We start from the raw sequence: 20884 nt of genomic DNA, 5'->3' as shown, positions 1-20884 counted from the left end.
GCACATGGCCAGGACGCGGCAGGTGTGGCAGCATCCCGCGCATGGTGGCGTACCGGCGGGCGACGGTGGCGGTCGAGGGCGGCGAACTGGCCCTGGGGAGCTGGGGCGAGGAAGGTCCACTCGTCGTGGCGGCGCATGGGATCACCTCGTCCCACGTCGCGTGGACGCTGATCGGCGAGCGGCTCGGGGCGGATCACCGGTTCGTCGCGGTCGATCTGCGCGGTCGCGGGGACAGTCGGGACCTGCCCGGCCCGTACGGGATGGACCGGCACGCCGACGACATCGCCGCGGTGATTCGGGCGTACGGGGGTTCGGCCGTGGTGGCCGGGCACTCGATGGGCGCGTTCGTCGCGGCGGCGACCGCTCGCCGTCATCCCGACCTCGTCAGCCGGCTCGTCCTCGTCGACGGGGGCGCGCCGTTGCCGCTTCCGCCCGGCGTACCAGCTGATGCGGGTGAAGCGGATCTGAAGGCGGCGATCGAGCAGACCGTGGGCGCGTCCTTCGCCCGCCTCACCCAGACCTTCCCGGACCGCGCGGCCGTCGTGGACCTCTGGCGCGCGCATCCCGCGCTGACCGACTGGAATCCGGTCATGACCGCCTATGCGGACTACGACGCGGTCGAGACCGCCGAGGGGCTGGTCGCCAAGTGCCGGCTCGCGGCCGCGGTCCGCGACGCCCAGGACATCTACGCCACCAGCTCCGCGCGATCGGCCGCGTTGCCGGTCCCCGCGGTCTTCCTCCGCGCGGAACGCGGCATGCTCGGCGGGCCGGTCCCGCTCTATCCCGAGGGATACGCCGAAAGGTGGCTACCGGGCATCACCGCCTCGACGGTCGAGGCTTCGAACCACTACACGATCACGCTCAGCCCGACGCCGGCGGATGTCGTGGCCGAGGCGATTCGCTCTGATCGGTGAGGTATCGGGGAGTTCCAGGGTGACCGACTGGACAGAACCGCTGTCAGCTAGCGGACTGTGCGGCCGCATCGGACGGGTGGATCCATAGCGTGTCCCTCCACAGGGGAGGGGTGTGTCTTGACGATGGGTCGGGTTTCGCGTGTCCGGCGGCTCGTTCGTGCCGTCGTGGCAACCGCGCTGGTGGCGGCGGCGTTCGCGCCGTTGCGTGGGCCGTCCGCCGCGGAGGCGGCGACGTTGCCCGCCGGCTTCCAGGAGCAGATCGTGTTCAGCGGGCTGAATCAGCCCACGAACATCGAGTTCGCCCCGGACGGCCGCATCTTCGTGATGGAGAAGGCGGGCGTCATCAAGGTCTTCGACGACCTCTCCGACACGACCCCGACCGTCTTCGCCGACCTGTCCGGCGTGGTTCACAGTCAGTGGGACCGGGGAAGTCTCGGCCTGGCCCTGCCGCCGGACTTTCCGGCCAACCCCTACGTCTACGTGCTCTACACCTACGGCAAGGCGGTCGGCAGCAGCACGACCTGGGACGACCTGTGCACCGGCGCGACCAACGGCGCGAACGGCGGCTACTGCGTGGTCTCCGCCCGGCTCTCCCGGCTGCAGGCCAGCGGCGACGTGATGACCGGCTCGGAGCAGGTGCTCATCAACGACTGGTGCCAGCAGTTCCCCAGCCACTCCATCGGCGACCTGCGCTTCGGTCCGGACGGCAAGCTGTACGTCTCGGCCGGTGACGGCGCGAGCTTCAGCGCCGCCGACTACGGTCAGCTGCCCACGGCCAACCCGAACCCGTGTGGCGACCCGGCCCTGGAGGGCGGGGCCATGCGCGTACAGGACGTCCAGACGCCCGGCGACCCGACCGGGCTGGACGGCACGATCCTCCGGCTCGACCCGGCCACCGGCGCCGCCGCCGCGGGCAACCCGAACATCGGCTCGGCCGACCTCAACCTGCGGCGCATCATCGCGAGCGGGCTGCGCAACCCGTACCGCTTCACCTTCCGGCCGGGCACGAACGAGATCTGGGTCGGCGACGTGGGCTGGCTGACCTGGGAGGAGATCGATCGGATCGTCAATCCCACGGCGGCCTCGAACAACTTCGGCTGGCCCTGTTACGAGGGCGCGACGACCTCTACCTACGTGAGCGCGAATCTGCCCGTCTGCAACGCGATGACCAACCAGATCGGGCCGTACTACACGTACAACCATGCCGCCGACGTCGTTCCGGGTGAGGGCTGCAAGGCCGGTGGCGACGCGATCTCCGGTCTAGCCTTCTACCCGGCCAGCGGTGGCAGTTACCCGGCGGCGTACGGCGGGGCGTTGTTCTTCGCCGACAACTCGCGTGGCTGCATCTGGGCCATGAAGCCGACCACGACCGGCGGACTGCCGGCGACCGGCAACATCGAGTTGTTCGCCAAGGGCGCGTCGAGCGTGGTCGACCTGGCCGTCGGTCCGGGCGGCGACCTGTACTACGCCGACCTCACCGGCACGGTCCGCCGAATCCGGTACTACGCGGGCAACCAGCCGCCGGCGGCCGTCGTCGAGGCCACGCCGACCAGCGGCAAGTCGCCGCTGACGGTGGCCTTCAACGGGGCGAACTCGACCGACAACGACCCGGCCGACCAGGGTCGGCTGACCTACGCGTGGGACTTCACCAACGACGGCAGCACCGACTCGACCGCCGCCGCGCCGTCGTTCACCTACACCGCCAACGGCACCTACACGGCGAAGCTGACGGTGACCGACACCCTCGGGGCGACAGACGCCACGACGGTGACCGTCCAAGTCGGCAACGACGCCCCGACGGCGGTCATCGACACTCCCGCCGCCGGAACGACGTGGGTCGCCGGACAGCAGATCACCTTCTCCGGACACGGCACCGATCCGCAGGACGGCACGCTCACCGGCAGTTCGCTGACCTGGGCGCTGCGCATGGAGCACTGCGCGACGATCGACAGCTGCCACACCCATCCGTTGCAGACGGGGACGGGAGCCGGCGGCTCGTTCATCGCCCCCGACCACGAATATCCGTCCTATCTGGAACTCGAACTCACCGCCACGGACAGTCAGGGCCTCAAGAACACCGTGGTACGGCGGCTCGACCCGCAGACGGTCGACCTGACGTTCACCAGTTCCCCGCCCGGACTGAACCTCAGCGTCGGCGCGGCTACGCAGATCACGCCGTTCACGCGTACGGTGATCAAGGGGTCGACGGTGACGGTCAGCGCGCCGACGCCGCAGTCCAACGCCGGCTACACCTACTCCTTCGGCAGTTGGTCCGACGGCAAGAGTCAGACGCATGTGATCACGGCCCCCAGCACGCCGACCACGTACACGGCGACCTACACGGGCGTGCCGGTCGCCTGCTCCGACAGTTTCGGCTACTTCTGCACCGAGGGCACAGCCGCCTGGAGCGGCGCCTCCGGGCGACTCCCGCTGTCCGGTGACGACGCGTACCAGTCGGTGACGTTGCCATTCGCGATGCCGTTCTACGGGGCGACCTACACGACGGCGTGGATCGACACCAACGGCGTGCTGAGCTTCGGAACGCAGCCGCAAGGCGCGTCCTGGAACCATGGAGCCATCCCGTCGGCGGCGGCCTGGAACACTCCCAACGCCGCGGTCTATCCGCTCTGGGACGACCTCATCGTCGACTCGTCGTCCGGCGTCTACACCTCGACCAGCGGAAGCGCACCGCACCGGCAGTACACGGTGGAATGGCGCGACGTCCGGTTCTACTCCGACGCCGCCAACCGGGTGAGCTTCAAGGTGGTGCTGCAGGAGAGCGGGACGATCACCTTCGCGTACACCGACATCGGCTCGGCGGCGGTCGAGAAGGGTTCGACCGCGACGATCGGCATCGAGAACGCCGCCGGGACGGCGGCGCTGCAGTACTCGCTGAACAATCCGAAGCTGGTCAACGGGCGTACGCTCACCTTCACGCCGCCCGGCGCGCCGCCGCAGACGTCGACGGGCACCATCACCGGCATCGTCCGCCACAACGGCAACCCGGTCGCCGGCGCCCTGGTGACGCTGACCAACACGGCGTACAGCGCGACGACCGACGCGACCGGCCAGTACACCATCGTGGCCGCGCCCGGCTCCTACCCGCTCCGCGCGGTCGCCGCCGACGTCCGCTGCACCGGGCTGACCGGCAGCGCGACGGCGGCGATCTTCACCGGGAAGACCACCACCACCGACATCACCCTGGCGACTTCGGCCGGGGCCGGCTACTCGTGCGCCGAGGGGCCGTTCACCTTCGTGCCCGGGACGACCGCGCTCGCGCTGACCGGTGACGACGCGTACCAGTCGGTGACGTTGCCGTTCACGATGCCGTTCTACGGATCGTCGTACACGACGGCGTGGATCGACACCAACGGCGTGCTGAGCTTCGGCGCGCAGCCGCAGGGCGCGTCCTGGAACCACGGGACCATCCCGTCGGCCGCCGCCGCGAATACGCCCAACAACGCCGTCTATCCGTTCTGGGACGACCTGATGGCTGACGCCGAGTCGTCGATCCTGGTCAAGAGCAGCTCGACCCAGTACGTCGTGGAGTGGCGGAACATGCGGCTGTTCTCGAACGCCGCGGCCCGAGTCACCTTCGAGGTCATCCTGAACTCGAACGGGACCCTGACCGTCGCGTACGCCGACCTCGACCCGGCCAGCCCGGCGGAACGCGGCCAGACGGCCACGGTCGGCGTGGAGAACAGCAGCGGAACGAGCGCCCTGGAGTACTGCCACAACGAGGCGGTGCTCACCTCCGGACGAGGCATCACGTTCGCCCCGATCTCCTGAGGATCGATGTTTCTCCCTGACCGCACTCCTGGCGGCTCGCCCAAGAGCCTCCCCGGCGAGACGCCGCTTCCAGGCGTCCGGCGAGCCGTGGCAGACTCAGGGCACTGAACGCTCGTTGAGGAGGTCACGGTGGGGATCAACACGGTCGGCGTGGTCGGGCTGGGCACGATGGGCGCCGGCATCGTCGAGGTCTTCGCCCGCAACGGGCTGGACGTCGTCGCGGTGGAGATCTCCGACGCCGCCCTCGACCGGGGCCGGGCCAACCTGACCGGCTCGACCGATCGCGCGGTGGCCAAGGGCAAGCTCGCCCTGGAGGACCGCGACGCCCTGCTGGCCCGGGTCGACTTCCAGGTCGGACTGGGCGCGCTCGCCGACGTCGACTTCGTCATCGAGGCCGTCCCCGAGCACCTCGACCTGAAGCAGAAGATCTTCGCCGAGCTGGACCGGGTCTGCAAGGCCGAGGCCATCCTCGCGACCAACACCAGCTCGTTGAGCGTCACCGAGATCTCGGTCGCCACCCATCGGCCCAACCGGGTCATCGGCGTGCACTTCTTCAACCCCGCGCCGGTGATGAAGCTGGTCGAGGTGATCAAGACCGTGGTCACCGCGGACGAGGTCGTCACCGACGTGGAGGCGTTGTGCGCCCGGCTGGGCAAGGTCGACGTGACGATCGCCGACCGCGCCGGGTTCATCGCCAACGCCCTGCTGTTCGGCTACCTCAATCACGCCGTCGCCATGGTGGAGGCCCGGTACGCGACCCGGGAGGACATCGACGCGGCCATGCGGCTCGGCTGCGGGCTTCCGATGGGGCCGCTCGCGCTGATGGACCTGATCGGCCTCGACACGGCGTACGAGATCCTCGACACGATGTATCGGCGCGGCGGCCGGGACCGCCGGCACGCGCCCGCGCCCCTGCTCAAGCAGATGGTGACCGCGGGCCTGCTGGGCCGCAAGTCCGGGCGGGGCTTCTACACCTACGAGAAGGCCGGTTCCCCGGTCGTGGTGCCGGACGAGCTGACGCCGGCCGAGGGCACGACCGTCGAAGGCGCGCGGGCCGTGGGGTCCGTCGGCGTCGTCGGCTCCGGGACCATGGCGACCGGCATCATCGAGGTCTTCGCGAAGGCCGGTTTCGAGGTCACCAGCGTGACCCGGGGCGGGGAGAAGTCGGCGAAGCTGTGCGAGGCGCTCAAGGTCAGCCTCAACAAGTCGGTGGTCCGCGGCCGGCTCACCGAGGAGGAGCGCGACACCATCCTCAATCGGGTCACCTGGTCCACGAACCTGGAGCATCTGTCCGACGTGGACATGGTGGTCGAGGCGGTCGTCGAGGAACTGACCGTCAAGAAGGCGCTGTTCGCCAGCCTCGACGAGATCTGCAAGCCGGGCGTCGTCCTGGCCACGACGACCTCCAGCCTGCCGGTCGTCGAGTGCGCGATGGCCACCCAGCGGCCGGCCGACGTGGTGGGCCTGCACTTCTTCAACCCGGCGCCGGCGATGAAGCTCGTCGAGGTGGTTCGCACCATCCGGACCTCGTCGGCGACCGAGGCGACCGCCCTCGCGGTCTGCGACAAGCTCGGCAAGCACGCCGTACGCTGTGAGGACCGGTCCGGCTTCATCGTCAACGCGCTGCTGTTCCCGTACTTGAACGACGCGGTCAAGATGCTCGAGGCGTCGTACGCCACCGCCGACGACATCGACTACGCGATGAAGCTGGGCTGCGGCTACCCGATGGGCCCGTTCGAGCTGCTCGACGTGGTCGGGCTGGACGTCGCCCTGGCCATCCAGCGGGAGCTGTACCTGGAGCTGCGGGAGCCCGGCTTCTCCCCGGCGCCGCTTATGGAGCACCTGGTCACCGCGGGCTACCTCGGGCGCAAGGCCGGCCGGGGATTCCGGGACCACACGAACCGCTGAGATCTGGTCGTCTCCGCCGGTTCGGCAGGCAACCGAAGGGCTCTCCCGCGCGTCAGCGTAGGCATGGGGAAGCCCGCCGTTCGGAGAGCGGTTCTGGTCTACGCCGGACTGCTCGGCGTACTCGCTTCCGCGGCGTGCGGGGGTGCGCCGCGGGAGCAGACCACGATGGCCGTCACGGCCGCGCCTCGGCTCGGCGACATCCGGCCCCCAGCCTCGGCGATCCCGTTGCCGTCCGATCGGGCGGCCGGCGACGGGATCGCCGTCTATCGCCCCGGGCGCACCAAAGGCCCGGTCTATCTGCTCACTTCGACTGGTACGCAGTACGCACTGCCCGTCTTGGGCGACACCGCGCCACCGAGCCCGGTCCCCAGTCCGGGCGCGTCCGCCGCCGAGCCGCTGCCGCCGGACGCGTACGAGGTCGATCCCATGTTCGGGGTGAGCCTGTCGCCGGACGGGCGCTACCTCGCCCGCCCGGTCTATCCGCGACTGACCGAGATCCGAGATCTCCGGGGCACCGCCGTGCTCCGGCTGGCCACCGGTGAGCTGCCACAAGCCTGGTCGGCCGACGGCAGCCGGCTCATCGTGCGCGTGGCCGACGGCGGGTTCAAGGAGCACTACGTCGCGGTGGAGATCCGCACCGGTGGGCGTACCACTCTGACCGCTTGCGCGGGGCTGGAGCTGGGCGCGGTGCTGGCCGACGGCCTGGTGTTATGTGTGCCGCCCCGCGGGAACATGGAGGACCGGTTCGTGCCGCGCGTGGCGGGAGTGGCCGATTTCCGGGTCGAGACCCTCGACGGCCAGGTTCGCCGCGAGTTCCACGTCGACCTGCGTGACCGGCTCAAGGAGCGCGGCCAGCCGATGTGGTTCCAGGACGTGAGCGCCGACGGTCGCCAGGTGTTGATCTCGATGCTGGAGCAGACCTTCGCGGCGTCGGCCGAGGACGGCTCGGTGCTGGCCGAGGTCGTTCCGCCGAGCGAACCGGGCTGGCTGGTCGCGGGCTTCCGCGGCGACCAGGTGTACCTCCAGCGCCTCGTGGAGGCCGGCTCGCCGAGCCCGATCTCCGAGCCCGTCGTGTACGCCGTCTGGAACCCGCGGGGCTACCCTGAGCCGCAGCTCACGTTTCCGGCGGGCGCCCAGGTCCGGCTGACCGGACGCGCGTTCTTCTGATCTACCCTTGACGCATGAGCCCGCGCCGCAACCTGCCTCGCAAGAGCGCCAAGGCGGGCCATCGAGACGTCAACGAGTCGGCCGCGCGCGGCGGCGTCGAACTGGAGTACGGCGCGAACGGCACCGACGGCGACTGGAACGTGCGCCACGTCACGGCGGGCGCCGCGACGAAGGCCTACCGGTGCCCCGGCTGCGACCACGAAATCCAGCCGGGTGTGGCGCACGTCGTAGCCTGGCCCGCCGACGGGCGGGGAGACTCGTCTGATCGGCGGCACTGGCACACCGCGTGCTGGCGTGCCCGCCACCGTCGCTCGCCGACTCGAAAGCACATGTGATGAGCCTTATTCGCGCCAACTCCATCCTCCCGGCCCGCCGCGAGGCGATCGAGCTGCACACCGCCGACGGCCTGCGGCTGATCGGCGAACTATCGCTGCCGCTGGAGCGTGATCCGGTCGGCACGATCGTCTGCTTCCACCCGCTGCCCACCCACGGCGGGATGATGGACAGCCACATCTACCGCAAGGCGGCCTGGCGGCTGCCGGAACTGGCCGGGATGGCGGTGCTCCGGTTCAACACCCGGGGCACGGAGAGCGTCCACGGCAAGAGCGAGGGCGCGTTCGACGGCGGCGTGGGGGAGCGGTTCGACGTCGCGGCCGCCATCGAGTACGCCGAATTCGCCGACCTGCCGAACATCTGGGTGGTCGGGTGGTCCTTCGGCACCGATCTCGTGCTCAAATACGGTGCCGAGCCGGGGATCACCGGGGCGATCCTGCTCTCGCCACCGCTGCGCTTCTCCACCGACGAAGACCTGGCGCGCTGGGCGGAGTTCGGCCGGCCGATGACCGTCCTGGTGCCGGAGTTCGACGACTACCTGCGCCCGGCCGAGGCACGGGACCGCTTCGCTGTGGTGCCCCAAGCCTCCGTGACCGGCGTCAACGGGGCCAAGCACCTCTGGGTCGGGTACGCCGAACGGATCCTCGACGAGATCGTCCAGCTCGTGTCGCCGGAGACGCCCGTGCCGCTGCCCGACCAGTTCGACGGGCCGATGACGTCCGGGGACGCTTCGGCGTACGCCGATCGGACGGTCGCCGCGTTCTCCGACGTCCCCCGCTCCTGACTTCTCGGTGCAGATCACGGTTATGCAGGCTTCCAACGCCGTAGGAAGCCTGCATAACCGTGATCTAGCGGAACGTTAGAACGTCAGGGTCGCCTTCGAGCACGAGTACGCCTCGGCGTACCGGGCCCGGCTCTCCATCCCGCGCAACCGCATGAGCCCGAAGAACACCTCGTCGTCCCACCAGTCGTGGGCCTTCTGCGACGGGAACGCGTCGTTCAGCACCTCGACCTTCCGGCGCGCCACCTCGTCGGCCAGCGGGACGTAGAGGTTGGGCCGGCCGAGGTCGCCGTCCCACTTGGGGATCTCGTAGTGCAGCACCAGCTGGTCGCGGAACGCCGACAGGGCGAGTTCCCCGATCAGCCGGTGATCCTGATGGGCGTCGCCGGGCGACGGGACGAGGACCAGGTCGGCGGTCACGGTCGCCGCCGCCGATTGCAGGATCTGCTTGGTCTGCGCCCAATGCCCGGGGAGCCGGCCGTCCGGTAGGTCGTGCAGGTCGAAGCTGAGTTCGGCGCCCGGCAGGCAGGCGGTCGCGGCGGCCCGCGCCTCCGCCTGCCGGTTCGCCGAGCCCGTGCAGAGCACATAGTGGACGCGTACGCCGGGGACGGCCGCCGCCAGGGTCAGCAGCAGCCCACCGGCGGCGATCTCGATGTCGTCCGGGTGCGCGCCGATCGCGACGACGGTGCGTACTTGGCTGGTCGCGAGGGAGAGCATCAGCCCACCAGCGCCGGGTTGGTCCACAGCATCCAGGGCGCCAGCCCGCGGTTGACCAGTTCCTCCATCTCGGCCCGGTCCTTGAACGTGTCCACCGCGCGCCAGAAACCCTTGTACCGCTGGGCCATCAGGCGGCCCTTCGGGTGCAGGCGGTCCAGCGCGTGCGGGACGATGTCCTCGCCTTCCCGCAGCTCGTCGAAGATGTCCGGCCGCATGACGAAGTAGCCGCCGTTCTCCCACTGGGTCAGCTCGTTGAAGCCCCGGATGCCCGTGACCTGGCCGTCGTCGTCGATGTCCAAGTAGTGGTGCGTCGAGAAGGGCGGCACCGCGAGCATGCTGACCGTTCGGTCGGATTCGGCGAACTTGTCGATCAGGTCCGGCAGCGGCGCGTCGGTCAGGGTGTCGGCGTAGTTGCAGAGGAACATCGGCTCGTTCTCGACATGTGCGCGTACGCGCATCAGCCGCTCGCCGATCGTCGACTGGTGACCGGTGTTGATGAAGGTGATGTTCCAGTCGGTGATGTCCGAAGAGAACAGCCGCACGTCGCCGGCCCCGCCGGACAGCGTGAAGTCGTTGGACAGCGTCTCGTCGTAGTGCAGGAAGTAGTCCTTGACGACGTTCGCGCCGTAGCCCAGGCACAGCACGAAGTCGGTATGCCCGAAGTGGGCGTAGTAACGCATCACGTGCCAGAGCAGCGGGCGCTCGCCGAGCAGCGCCATCGGCTTAGGCACCGCGCTGCCGCCTTCGCGCATGCGCATGCCGAGCCCGCCGCAGAAGAGGACGACCTTCACGGCCCTACACCACCTCGAGGTCGGGGATGGGGAAGACCAGGCGGCCGCCCCAGTCACGGACGTAGGAAAGCTGGGCGGTGATCTCGGCCCGCAGGTTCCAGGGCAGGACCACGACGAAGTCCGGCCGGTCGCGCTCGATGCGCTCCGGCTCGAAGATGGGGATGTGCGTACCGGGCAGGAACCAGCCCTGCTTGTGCGGCGACCGGTCCACGGTGTACTCGATCAGGTCGGACCGGATGCCGCAGTGGTTGAGCAGCGTGTTGCCCTTGCCGGGGGCGCCGTAGCCGACCACCCGCTTGCCCTCGGCCCGCGCCGCGAGCAGGAAGCCGAGCAGGTCGCGCTTGATCGTGAAGACGCTCCTCTCGAACCCCCGGTGGCCCTCGAGGGTGTGCAGCCCAGCGGCCTCCTCGACATCCAGCAGCGCCTTGACCCGCGCGGTCGGCTCACCGGCCGCGTCGGCATGCTTCGCGTGTACGCGCAGCGAACCGCCGTGCGTGCTCAGCTCCTCGACGTCGACCACGGTCAGCCCGGCGGTGGCCAGGGCGCGGCCGGCGGTCAGCAGCGACAGGTACTGGTAGTGCTCGTGGTAGATCGTGTCGTACTGCCGCTGTTCGATCAGTCGCAGCAGATGCGGGAATTCCAGGGTCACCAGGCCGTCCGGCTTCACGAGCGCGGCCAGCCCGGCCGAGAAGCCGACGATGTCGGGGACGTGGGCGTACACGTTGTTTCCGGCGACCAGATCGGCCCGGCCGATGCGTTCGGCGATCTCGGCGCCCGTCTCGGCCCCGAGGAACTGCACCTCGGTGCGTACGCCCTTGGTGCGGGCGACTTCGGCGATGTTGGCCGCGGGCTCGACGCCGAGCACCGGGATCCCCGCCGCGACGAAGTGCTGGAGCAGGTAGCCGTCGTTGCTGGCGACCTCGGTGACGAGGCTGTCCGCGCCCAGCTTCAGCCGGTCGATCATCTCGTCGGCGTACCGCTTCGCGTGCGCCACCCAAGAGGTGGAATACGAAGAGAAGTAAAGGTAGTCCGAGAAGATGTTCTCTCCGGCCACATGGGCGGGAAGCTGTACCAGAAGGCACTGCCCGCAGATCCGGACGTGCAGGGGATAGAACGTCTCCGCCGAGTCGAGCCGGTCCGCCGGGACATAGCTCTCGCACAGAGGGGACATCCCCAGGTCGACAAAGGTCTCAGTGACGTCGGCCCCACAAAGCCGACATTCCACCGCGTTCAGCGCGTTCAACGTCCCCCCAAGGGTGGTGGTGCCTGGGAATTCCCCGACTTTGTATCCAACGGTGCGGCGCATTGGGGGCGTGAGTCGGCAAGCTGACACGCGCCTAGACCCTGCTCAGAAGGGGTCCGTACGGTGCTTTCGTGGCCGTTGCCGACATCGCCGCCGGACCCGGAAGGGTGCGGGTCCAGCCCGGCCAGACGCGACTTCCGTCGCTGACCGGCCTCCGCTTCGTCGCCGCGGCATTGGTCTTCGGCTTTCACGCCTATGTGGTGCATCTGGTGGACACCGGATCGGCGGGCCGGCTTCTCGGCTGGGTCTTCGGGCCCGGCTCGGCGGGCGTCACCTTCTTCTTCATCCTGAGTGGATTCGTCCTGAGCTGGTCGGCGCGGGAATCCGATACCGCGCCCCGCTTCTGGCAGCGGCGCTTCGCCCGGATCTATCCGAGCCACGTGGTCATGCTGGCCGTCGCCGTGGCGCTGCTGATGATCAGCGGCAAAGCGGTGACCGTGCTGCAACTGGCCGCCAACGTCCTGCTGATCCAGCCCTGGTTCCAGAACCCCGACGTCTACTTCGGGCTGAACACCGTCAGCTGGTCGCTCGCCTGCGAGGCGTTCTTCTACCTGCTGTTCCCGGTGTTCTACCGGGGAATCCGGGCGATACCGGCGCGGTGGCTGCGCTGGGCGGCCGCCGGGTCGCTGGGCCTGGTCTGGCTGGTTCCCCTCATCACGTTGCTGCTGCCTGAATCCGACAGGTACTGGGTGATCTGGCTCTTCCCCGTCGCGCGGACGCCCGAGTTCGTCACGGGCATGCTCCTCGCCCGCGTCGTACGCGAAAAGCTCTGGCCCACAACCGCGGTCGGCCCGGTGATGGCGGTCGCCGGACTCGGGTATCTCGCGTCGAACCTGCTGCCGATGGAACTCCAGCATGTGGCGTGGCCGGCGATCTTCTTCGCGGCGGTGATCGCGACCGCGGGCGCGGCGGACGCCGAGGGCCGGACCGGCGTCTGGGGCTCCCGGTGGGCGGTCTGGCTGGGCGAGATCTCCTTCGCGTTCTACCTCGTGCACCTGATCGTGCTGCGGATCGTCCTGAAGGCCACCGGATTCGAGCGTCCACTCTGGCAGGAGGCGCTCGTCGTGCTGGTCTGCCTGGCGCTCGCCGTGGTGGCCAGCCGGCTGCTCCACCGGAGCGTCGAACTACCCGGAATGCGGTGGCTGGGTCCACGTTCGCGGCGTACTGCCGACCGGTCCGGTCAGCCCTCGATGTCCGGTCTACCGACCACCGCCGACCGACTGCCCAGATAGGGAGTCGGCAAGCTGACAAGCGCCTGGACCCTGGTCGGAGCGGTTATCAACAATGTCGGTCGGTCGAGACTCCGAGGGGACTTCAGGGACTCATGCGCGTACTTCTCACTGGGCACGAGGGCTATATCGGCACCGTTCTGGCGGTGCGGCTGCGCGAGGCGGGACACGACGTCGTCGGCCTCGACACCGGTTACTTCGCGGACTGCGTCCTCGGCCCGGCCCCGGCGGACATTCCGGCGCTGCGGCTCGACCTGCGCGACGTCACTCCGGAGCCGCTGGCCGGCTTCGACGCGGTGATGCACCTGGCGGCCTTGTGCAACGACCCCATCGGCAACCTCAACCCGCAGCTCACCTATGAGATCAATCACCGGGCCTCGGTGCGGCTGGCCGACGCGGCGCGGACCGCCGGAGTCACCCGCTTCCTGTTCTCGTCGTCGTGCTCCCTGTACGGCGCCGGTCTCGGTGGCGACGATCCGACCGACCGACCGTTCCTCGACGAGAACGCGGGCTTCGCCCCGGTCACGCCGTACGGCGAGTCGAAGATCCTCTCCGAGCAGGACATCACGGCGCTCGCCGACGACGACTTCTCGCCGACGTTCCTGCGCAACGCGACGGCGTACGGGTTCTCGCCCCGGCTGCGCGGCGACATCGTCGTCAACGATCTGACCGCCTCGGCTTTGCTGACCGGCGAGGTCCGGCTGCTCTCCGACGGCCGCGCCTGGCGTCCGCTCATCCACGTCGAGGACATCGCCGCGGCGTTCATCGCGTTGCTGGAGGCGCCGCGTGAGGTGGTGCACGGCAAGGCGTACAACATCGCGCAGACCAGCGAGAACTATCTGATCCGCGACGTCGCTGAACTCGTCGCCGAGGTGGTGCCGGGCAGCCGGGTCACCTTCGCCGACAACGCCGCGACGGATCTGCGCGACTACCGGGTCAGCGGCGATCTCGTCGCTGCCGAGGTGCCCGGCTTCAAGCCCCAGTGGACGGTACGCACCGGCGCAGAGCAGCTGCTGGAGGCGTACCAGCGGCACGGTCTGACCGAGGAGGCGTTCCGCGGCCGGTTCCAGCGCATCCGCCGCATCCAGCAGTTGACCGGCGACGGCCGGATCGACGGCGAACTGCGCTGGAGCGCCTGATGACCGACTGCGTCGCGTGCGGCGCGGGCACCCTGGTCGAGTTCGCCGACCTGGGCGGGATTCCCGTCCTGTGCGGCGTGCACTACGCGACCCGGGACGAGGCGGTCGCCTCCCCGCTCGGCCGGATGCTGCTGGGCTACTGCGAGAACTGCGCGTACGTGCGCAATCTCGGCTTCGACCCGCAGATCATGGTCTACGACACGACCATGGACACGAACCTGCACCACTCGGCCGCGTTCCGCGGCTTCTCGACCGACCTGGTCGAAGGGCTCGCCGAGCGGCACGAGCTGGCCGGCCGGCGCATCCTCGACATCGGCTGTGGGCAGGGGGAGTTCCTCCGCGAACTGTGCGAGCACACCGGCGCGACCGGGTTCGGCTTCGACCCGATGTACGCCGGGACGCCCGGACCGGACTCGTCGGGGGCGTTCTTCGTCTCCGGTCGGGCGCCGCTGGCCGAGCCCGCGCAGCTCCCGGACTTCGACTTCGTCACCTCGCGCCACTGGTTCGAGCACGAGGACGACCCGTACGCCTTCCTCACCGCCCTGCGGGAGCGGGCCGGCGACCGGGAGGTACGCGGCTACATCGAGGTCCCGGACGCGGGCTACGACCTGGCCACCGCGGGCTGGGAGGTGATCTACCCGCACGTGTCCTACTTCGACTCGGTCGCGCTCGCCGCGATCGTCGAGCGTGCGGGCTGGCACGTGATCGCCGAGGGCACCTGGTTCAGCGGCATGTTCCGCTACATCGAGTTCTCGACCCGTCCGTCCGGCCCCGCTCGAACCGGCAGAGAGGACGTGGGCCGGCCGCAGGACGCAGGCCGTCTGTTCTGGCCCGACCACACTGCGGCGCGCGACCGGCAGCTGAACGCGGTGCGCGGTTTCGCCGAGCGGCATCGCCGGGAGCTGGACCGCTGGCACACGACCCTGGCGGCGCTGCGGGACTCCGGGCAGCGCCCGGTGCTCTGGGGCGCCGGTTCGCGGGGGGTGCAGTTCCTGACCCAGGTCGATCCGAAGGTGGAGCTGTCGGCGGTCGTCGACGTCAACCCGCGCAAATGGGGGCGCTTCCTGCCGGTCACCGGGCATCGGGTCGACTCGCCGGAGACCTTGCGGGAGATCCAACCGGGTGCGGTCGTCATCACCAACCCGGCGTACACCGACGAGATCGCGCGATCGCTGACCGAGCTGGGCCTGGACGCCCAGATCCTCACCGCGTAGGCCGTCGCCGTCCTGCGCTGTCACGACCTTCCCAACCAAGGAGCGCCGCCATGCAGGCAAGCTCAACCATCTCCGGCAAGTCCGCGCAGTATCGGGTCGGCCAGTGGGTCGAGGTGCTCAGCGCCGACGAGATCATGGCTACCCTGGACGACAAGGGCGATGTGGACGCCCTGCCGTTCATGCCGGAGATGCTCCAGTACTGCGGCCGACGGCTCCGGGTGGGCAAGGTCGCGAACAAGGTCTGCGACACGATGACCCGCAGCGGGATGCGTCGCATGGACAACGCGGTCCACCTGCTCGGCGTACGGTGCGACGGGTCCGTGCACGGTGGCTGTCAGGCGTCCTGCCTCATCTATTGGAAGACCGATTGGATCAAACCGGTCGAGGACGGGTCAGCCGACTCGGCACTGCCGGTCGAGCCGATCGAGAGCGATCACAAGGTCTTCGTGCAACTGACTGAGCGCGCTCAGGCGATCGCCCCCGACGGCAGCGACATCTATCGTTGTCAAGCGACGGAGATCCTCCGGGCCGCGCCTGAGGTGCTGCCGCTGCTGGATCTCGGGCAGTACGTGGACGACGTGCGTACCGGAAATGTCGGAATTTTGGCAGTCAGCCGGGCGTTCCTGGTCGGTTTCTTCAACCGTTACCAGCAATACAGCGCCCGCGCCCTGCCGAAATGGCTGCGCATCCGGGGCGGGCTGACGTGGGGTTTCCTTCGCGGGTCCGCCGGGCCGACCCCGACCGGCCGGACCGACCTGCAGCCCGGTGAACTCGTCCGGGTCAAGTCGAAGGAGGAGATCATGAAGACGCTGAACGCCGATCTCCTCAACCGTGGCCTCGGCTTCGACGCGGAGATGGCCCGGTTCTGCGGCCAGACCGCCCGGGTGCTGCGCCGGATCGACACGATCGTCGACGAGAACACCGGCAAGATGCTGCGGATGAAGAGCCCTTGCATCGTCCTGGAGGGCGTGGTCTGCGAGGGCGCCTTCAGTGCCAACTGTCCCCGCGCCATCACCGCCTACTGGCGGGAGATCTGGCTTGAGCGAGTGGAGCCTGCGCGAGCATGACGACCACGGTGACCGAGGAAGAGCAGCCAGGCGGCTTGCGTCGCCTGGCTGGCAGAGGGCTGAGCTGGAGTCTTCTCGGCACCGTCGGCACCAAGATCGCGTCGTTCGGGGTGGGGCTGATCCTGGCCCGGCTGCTGACCCCGGCCGACTTCGGGGGGTTCGCGGTAGCGTCGGCGGTGGCGTTCTTCGCCACGCACATCAGCGACATGGGCATCATCGCCGGTGTCGTTCAGTGGCGGGGCCTCAAGGGTGATCCCACCCGGGACGAGCGCTCTCAACTGCTTCAGGTCGCGCCCACGGCGACCAGCCTGGCGCTGTTGTTCAGCGTCGCGATCTACGGCGCGGTATGGATCGGCGCGCCCGCCCTCGGCTCGCTGGCCGGGGGCGACGTCGACGCCGCCAACCTCATCCGGCTGCTCAGCCTGGCCGTGCTGATCGACGGCCTGACCGCCGTCCGGGCCGCCGCGCTGATGCGCCGATTCCAGCAGGACAAGCTGACCAAGGCCAACTTCGCCGGGTTCGTCGCCTCCGCGGTGCTGTCGATCGCGCTGGCGCTGGCCGGAGCGGGGGCGTACGCCTTCGCCGTCGGGCAGGTCGTCGGGGCGGCCGTCACGGGCCTGATGGTCATGGCGTACGCGAAGGTGACCTACAGCATCGGGTTCGACCGGAAGATCGTCGGCGCCCTGATGAAGTTCGGTCTGCCGCTGACCGCCAGCATGGGCGTGGAAGCCGTCGTCACCAACGCCGACTACATCATCGTCGGCCGGTACCTCGGCGGCGTCGCGCTCGGCTACTACCTGCTGGCCTTCAACATCTCCGGCTGGGCGCAGGGCATCGTCGGCTCGGCGATCCGCTACGTCTCCATCGCGGCGTTCTCCCGGCTCGCCGGGCGCGGCGACGACTCGTTCGCGCGCGGCGTACAGAAGTCGTTGAAGCTGCTCATCCTCGGGGTCATCCCGATCTGCGTGCTGATGGCGGTGCTCGCTCCGCAGCTCGTGCACGTCCTGTACGGGCCGAAGTGGCTGCCCGCCGTCATCGTGCTGCAATTCCTCACGGTCCTCACCGGCGTACGCCTGGTGACCTCGTTCGCGCTGGACTCGCTGGCCGGGGCGGGCATCAGCCGGTCGGCCCTGTGGGTCAACCTGGGCTGGACCGTCGCCCTCGTGCCGACGCTGATCATCGCGACGCAGATCGGCGGCACGCGGGGCACCGCGATCGCGCACGGCGTGGTCAGTCTCCTGGTCGCCCTGCCGTTGTGTGGGATCGCCCTGCGCAGGGCCGGCGTACACCTCTGGCCGGTGATCCGCTCGGCCGGTCGGCCGCTGCTGGCCGGGATCCTCGCCGGGTTCGCCGCGCACTTCGTCGTCACCCTGACCGGCCTGCATCCCGCCTTCGACCTGGTCGCCGCCGGGGCGGCCGGGGCCATCCTGTACGTCGCCGTCGCGATCGGCCCCAGCACGCTGCGGCGGTGGGTCGGTCGCCTGACTCAGAAGACGGCCGATGCGCTCACCTGACCCTGAACGGCGGCCCGCATGAGAGCCTTCCTCGCCGTGGCGCTGGCGCCGCACGCGAACGACCGATTCCGGCAGCCGTCCCCGGCGGCGTTGGCCTGCCTCACGGACACCTTCGACGTGGGCTTCGACGGAGTGGACGTCGCGATCGACCGGACCGAGGTGACCGCCACCGGCTGGACGGCGTTCGCCGGCACCGAGGAGTTCGACCGGTTCGGGGAATCCGGGTTCACCGTGCGGCTCAGCCGCTTACTGCGTACGCGTGAAGCCGACTTGTCCACATCGGATCTCGCGGCGATGATGCTCCGCCCGAGTTCCCTGGTGCAGTTGTTGCCGCCCTTCGCGGCCGCGCACCGGAGCGAGGACGGCGTGCTCCGGGTGGCCACGGACTGGCTGGGCTACCGGCAGCTCTACTGGTGGCAGGGCCACGGCGTGGTCGCGGTCTCGACGAGCGCGCGGGCGCTGGCCGTGCTGTCGGGAGCGGGCCTGGACCGGGCCGGGCTCGGCGCGCAGGCGATGATCGGCTGGCAGATCGGCGACCGGACCCCGTTCGCGGGCGTACGCGCGATGCCACCCGCGTCCATCGCGACCCTCCAAGACGGCGCGATCCGCATCGACTGGTACGCCGACCCGTTCGACCAGACGCGCCCGGTGCCCAGCCTGGACGCCGCGGTGGACGAGATGGCCGCGATCCTGAGCACCTCGTTGTCGGTCTACCTGGAGGCCCATCCCGAAGCGGTGCTGCAGCTGACCGGGGGACACGACTCGCGCATCCTGCTCGGCGCGGTCCCGGAGAAGCAGCGACGTGGCCTGCGGGCGCTCACCCTCGGCGAGGACACCAGCCCCGACGTGATGATCGCGGCCAAGTTGTCGGAGCGCTACGGGCTGCGGCATCAGGTGCTGCACCTGGACGACGTCGCCGACCCGACGCCCGAGGAGGCGCACCGGCTCGCGCTGCGCGCGGCCCGGGCGCTGGAATGCCAGGCCAGCCCGATGGCCCTCGGCCCGCTGCTCGGCGTCGAGGCCCGGCTGGCGCAGGGACATCGGCTGTCCGGCCTCGGCGGTGAGGTGGCTCGCGGCTTCTACTACGCCGGCCAGCCCGTCGGCGCGGAGACGTCGGCGAAGCTGGTCGACCGGCTCGCCCACTGGCGGATCTTCGCCAACGAGGCGGTCGAGGAGGCTGCGCTGGACCCGGACTTCCGGGCCGAGGCGCTGACCGAGACGCTCGGCACGCTGACCGAGATCTTCGAGCCCGGCGACTGGCTCCGCGCCACGGACGCGTTCTACCTGTATCACCGGATGCATCGGTGGTCCGGCGCGCACGGCACGGTCGCCGCGGTGCGGCGCGACGCGGTCAACCCGATGTTCGACCACCGGTTCATCGAGCTGGCGCTGGCCGTGGCCCCCGGCGACAAGCGGGAGTCGTTGCTGCTGGGCCGATTGATGAACCGGCTCGACCCGGAGCTGGCCCGGATTCCGCTCGACACCGGGCTCACCCCGGCCCGGCTGGGCGTACGCGATCTGTCGACGCGCGTCGCGATCGCCACGGTGACGGCCCGGCAGGTCGCCCGCAAGGTGCGCCAACGGCTGGCGCACGGGCGCCGGGCCCAGTTCGGCGCGGCTTCCTTCGCCGACCTGGTGCTGAGCCACTGGCGTACCGATCCGTCGGCCTGCGCGGCCCTCTACGACCAGCCGGTCCTGCGCCGGGACTGGCTCGACGGCCTGCTCGCGGGTACGCATTCCGCCGAGGCGACGACGGTGGCGTACCTGGTCAACCTGCTGGCCTTGCCGCAACCGGCCTCGGCGAAGTGACTCACTTCTGCTGGAAGACCCGGATGTAGTCGACTTCCAGGCGGCGGGTCAGCGTGGGGTCGGTCAGTCCGACGTTCCACCGCCGCTGCCAGTTGTTGTCGACCATCATGTGCAGGATCAGCTGCATCGGTTCCTTGGCGATCTGCGCCTTGTTCGTGAACTGCCCGCATTTCTTGCCGTCGATATACCAGGCGATGTGGTCGGGCTGCCAGTCGAGGCCCATCCGGACGAAGTTCTTCGAGTAGTCCTTCACCGCGCAGGCACCGTTGTCGTGCTTGCCGGTGTTCGGCGTGTACGACTGGTCGCGGCCCGCGTAGTGATAGGTCATGAACATGGTCGACGGGTCGTCGCCGAGCAGCTCCAGGATGTCGATCTCGGTCTGGTACTCGTAGTCCGGGTTCGTCGGCAGCATCCAGAACGCCGTGAAGAACCCCTGGGTCGCCGGGAACTTGATGCGCGCCTCGACGTAGCCGTAGGTGAAGGCGTACAGGTATCTGGAGCCACTGGTCGCCTTGGGTCGCGCGGTGGACAACAGCCCCGCCTTGTAGGTGCATTTGCCGTTCTGGCAGGCGGAGTCGGTACGCGCGGGGGACAGCGGCGCGGCCGTCAGCTTGGCGGTGCCGCCCGAGACCGTCACCTGAGAGGGCTGATAGTGCTCCCGGCCCTGGTTGAAGGTCGACGTGCAGTCGCCGCTGTTCCAGTCGAAGCACGGGGTGAGCTTGCTGTGGTCGTAGTCCGAGCCGGAGAACTCCTCGGCGAAGGTCAGCTTCCAGCTCTTGCCGGCGGCGGCCTTGACCGGCGGACCGGAGACGCCGGGCGGCTTGGTCGGCGTAGGCGACTTGGCGGATGAGGGGCTGACGGACGGGCCGGCGCTCGCGGATGCCGAGCCCGACCCGAGGACCGAGGAATCGGTGAACCCCGGCGTGGCGCCACCGCGGAAGTCGGTGGGGTCCGACCCGCCGAACTGCGGTCTGGCCAGCGCGTACGCGCCCGCACCGAGCAGCAGTACGCCCACGACCGCAGCGGCGACGGCCCACCGGACGGGGCGGGTGCCTCGACGCGGCTGGGGGGTCACCGGGAAGTGCGGTCTAGGGGTCACCATGACGCCGCCGAACGTACCAGCAATCAATCATGATCGCTGTTTCCTGTCAGATTTCGGCTGGATGGGTACCCCGGAGCATGCGATGTAGTTTCCTAAGTCGTTCGGAC

Annotated in this window: 16 protein-coding genes; 12 read left to right on the top strand and 4 right to left on the bottom strand. The window is 69.5% G+C overall.

From position 1 onward, the window contains the following. Nucleotides 1–41: 41 nt before the first annotated feature. From HDA40_RS17925 to HDA40_RS17900, 6 genes are all read left to right on the top strand, one after another. Nucleotides 42–914 (top strand): alpha/beta hydrolase, encoded by an 873-nt coding sequence (locus HDA40_RS17925; protein WP_253757315.1) that lies wholly within the window; start codon nt 42–44, stop codon nt 912–914. Between the two features lie 165 nt (nt 915–1079). Further along, complete coding sequence (locus HDA40_RS17920) at nt 1080–4703, top strand: NIDO-like domain-containing protein (RefSeq protein WP_253757313.1); 3624 nt, start codon at nt 1080–1082, stop codon at nt 4701–4703. A gap of 129 nt (nt 4704–4832) precedes the next feature. Next, nucleotides 4833–6611, top strand: a complete 1779-nt coding sequence (locus HDA40_RS17915) for a 3-hydroxyacyl-CoA dehydrogenase family protein (protein ID WP_308197721.1) — start codon at nt 4833–4835, stop codon at nt 6609–6611. A 63-nt stretch (nt 6612–6674) separates the two neighbouring features. After that, a complete protein-coding gene (locus HDA40_RS17910) occupies nt 6675–7778 on the top strand; it encodes a TolB-like translocation protein (protein ID WP_253757312.1) in 1104 nt (367 codons plus the stop codon). Between the two features lie 14 nt (nt 7779–7792). Next, complete coding sequence (locus HDA40_RS17905) at nt 7793–8113, top strand: Rv1322 family protein (protein WP_253757310.1); 321 nt, start codon at nt 7793–7795, stop codon at nt 8111–8113. After that, nucleotides 8110–8895, top strand: coding sequence for an alpha/beta hydrolase (locus HDA40_RS17900; RefSeq protein WP_253757308.1), 786 nt, complete (start codon nt 8110–8112; stop codon nt 8893–8895). The genes HDA40_RS17905 and HDA40_RS17900 overlap by 4 nt, the downstream gene beginning before the upstream one ends. Before the next feature lie 75 nt (nt 8896–8970). Here the strand turns inward: HDA40_RS17900 and HDA40_RS17895 are convergent, their stop codons facing one another. From HDA40_RS17895 to HDA40_RS17885, 3 genes are read right to left on the bottom strand one after another with little or no spacing between them, the layout of a single operon-like run. After that, a complete protein-coding gene (locus HDA40_RS17895) occupies nt 8971–9609 on the bottom strand; it encodes a PIG-L deacetylase family protein (RefSeq protein WP_253757306.1) in 639 nt (212 codons plus the stop codon). After that, nucleotides 9609–10400, bottom strand: a complete 792-nt coding sequence (locus tag HDA40_RS17890) for a glycosyltransferase family protein (protein WP_253757304.1) — start codon at nt 10398–10400, stop codon at nt 9609–9611. Before HDA40_RS17890 ends, HDA40_RS17895 begins: the two co-directional genes overlap by 1 nt. Nucleotides 10401–10404: 4 nt before the next feature. Continuing rightward, nucleotides 10405–11625, bottom strand: a complete 1221-nt coding sequence (locus HDA40_RS17885) for a methyltransferase domain-containing protein (protein WP_308197830.1) — start codon at nt 11623–11625, stop codon at nt 10405–10407. Between the two features lie 149 nt (nt 11626–11774). Here HDA40_RS17885 and HDA40_RS17880 point away from each other — a divergent pair, with 149 nt between their 5' ends. The 6 genes from HDA40_RS17880 (at nt 11775) to HDA40_RS17855 (ending at nt 19675) form a co-directional block, all read left to right on the top strand. Beyond that, nucleotides 11775–12935, top strand: a complete 1161-nt coding sequence (locus tag HDA40_RS17880; protein WP_253757300.1) for an acyltransferase family protein — start codon at nt 11775–11777, stop codon at nt 12933–12935. A 92-nt stretch (nt 12936–13027) separates the two neighbouring features. Next, the gene (locus HDA40_RS17875; RefSeq protein WP_253757298.1) at nt 13028–14071 is read left to right on the top strand and encodes an NAD-dependent epimerase/dehydratase family protein; all 1044 of its coding nucleotides are present in this window, start codon (nt 13028–13030) and stop codon (nt 14069–14071) included. Further along, complete coding sequence (locus HDA40_RS17870) at nt 14071–15285, top strand: class I SAM-dependent methyltransferase (RefSeq protein WP_253757296.1); 1215 nt, start codon at nt 14071–14073, stop codon at nt 15283–15285. The genes HDA40_RS17875 and HDA40_RS17870 overlap by 1 nt, the downstream gene beginning before the upstream one ends. 50 nt (nt 15286–15335) lie before the next feature. Then, the gene (locus tag HDA40_RS17865; RefSeq protein WP_253757294.1) at nt 15336–16352 is read left to right on the top strand and encodes a hypothetical protein; all 1017 of its coding nucleotides are present in this window, start codon (nt 15336–15338) and stop codon (nt 16350–16352) included. Continuing rightward, entirely contained in the window at nt 16349–17866 is a 1518-nt protein-coding gene (locus tag HDA40_RS17860) for an oligosaccharide flippase family protein (protein ID WP_253757292.1), read from the top strand. Before HDA40_RS17865 ends, HDA40_RS17860 begins: the two co-directional genes overlap by 4 nt. A gap of 18 nt (nt 17867–17884) precedes the next feature. Beyond that, entirely contained in the window at nt 17885–19675 is a 1791-nt protein-coding gene (locus HDA40_RS17855) for an asparagine synthetase B family protein (RefSeq protein WP_253757290.1), read from the top strand. Between the two features lies 1 nt (nt 19676). On the opposite strand, the gene HDA40_RS17850 is transcribed toward HDA40_RS17855, so the two are convergent. Beyond that, nucleotides 19677–20777 (bottom strand): glycoside hydrolase family 16 protein, encoded by a 1101-nt coding sequence (locus tag HDA40_RS17850; RefSeq protein WP_253757288.1) that lies wholly within the window; start codon nt 20775–20777, stop codon nt 19677–19679. Nucleotides 20778–20884 lie beyond the last annotated feature (107 nt).

Source organism: Hamadaea flava (assembly GCF_024172085.1).
Taxonomy (GTDB): Bacteria; Actinomycetota; Actinomycetes; order Mycobacteriales; family Micromonosporaceae; genus Hamadaea; species Hamadaea flava.
This window is presented reverse-complemented; position numbering and strand designations above follow the sequence as displayed.

What these genes read in the sequence shown, in the direction of transcription:
- HDA40_RS17925 (WP_253757315.1), top strand. Translation starts at nt 42, where the DNA reads ATGGTGGCGTACCGGCGGGCGACGGTGGCGGTCGAGGGCGGCGAACTG.
- HDA40_RS17910 (WP_253757312.1), top strand. Translation starts at nt 6,675, where the DNA reads ATGGGGAAGCCCGCCGTTCGGAGAGCGGTTCTGGTCTACGCCGGACTG.
- HDA40_RS17905 (WP_253757310.1), top strand. Translation starts at nt 7,793, where the DNA reads ATGAGCCCGCGCCGCAACCTGCCTCGCAAGAGCGCCAAGGCGGGCCAT.
- HDA40_RS17895 (WP_253757306.1), bottom strand. Translation starts at nt 9,609, where the DNA reads ATGCTCTCCCTCGCGACCAGCCAAGTACGCACCGTCGTCGCGATCGGC.
- HDA40_RS17875 (WP_253757298.1), top strand. Translation starts at nt 13,028, where the DNA reads ATGCGCGTACTTCTCACTGGGCACGAGGGCTATATCGGCACCGTTCTG.
- HDA40_RS17870 (WP_253757296.1), top strand. Translation starts at nt 14,071, where the DNA reads ATGACCGACTGCGTCGCGTGCGGCGCGGGCACCCTGGTCGAGTTCGCC.
- HDA40_RS17865 (WP_253757294.1), top strand. Translation starts at nt 15,336, where the DNA reads ATGCAGGCAAGCTCAACCATCTCCGGCAAGTCCGCGCAGTATCGGGTC.
- HDA40_RS17860 (WP_253757292.1), top strand. Translation starts at nt 16,349, where the DNA reads ATGACGACCACGGTGACCGAGGAAGAGCAGCCAGGCGGCTTGCGTCGC.
- HDA40_RS17855 (WP_253757290.1), top strand. Translation starts at nt 17,885, where the DNA reads ATGAGAGCCTTCCTCGCCGTGGCGCTGGCGCCGCACGCGAACGACCGA.
- HDA40_RS17850 (WP_253757288.1), bottom strand. Translation starts at nt 20,777, where the DNA reads ATGGTGACCCCTAGACCGCACTTCCCGGTGACCCCCCAGCCGCGTCGA.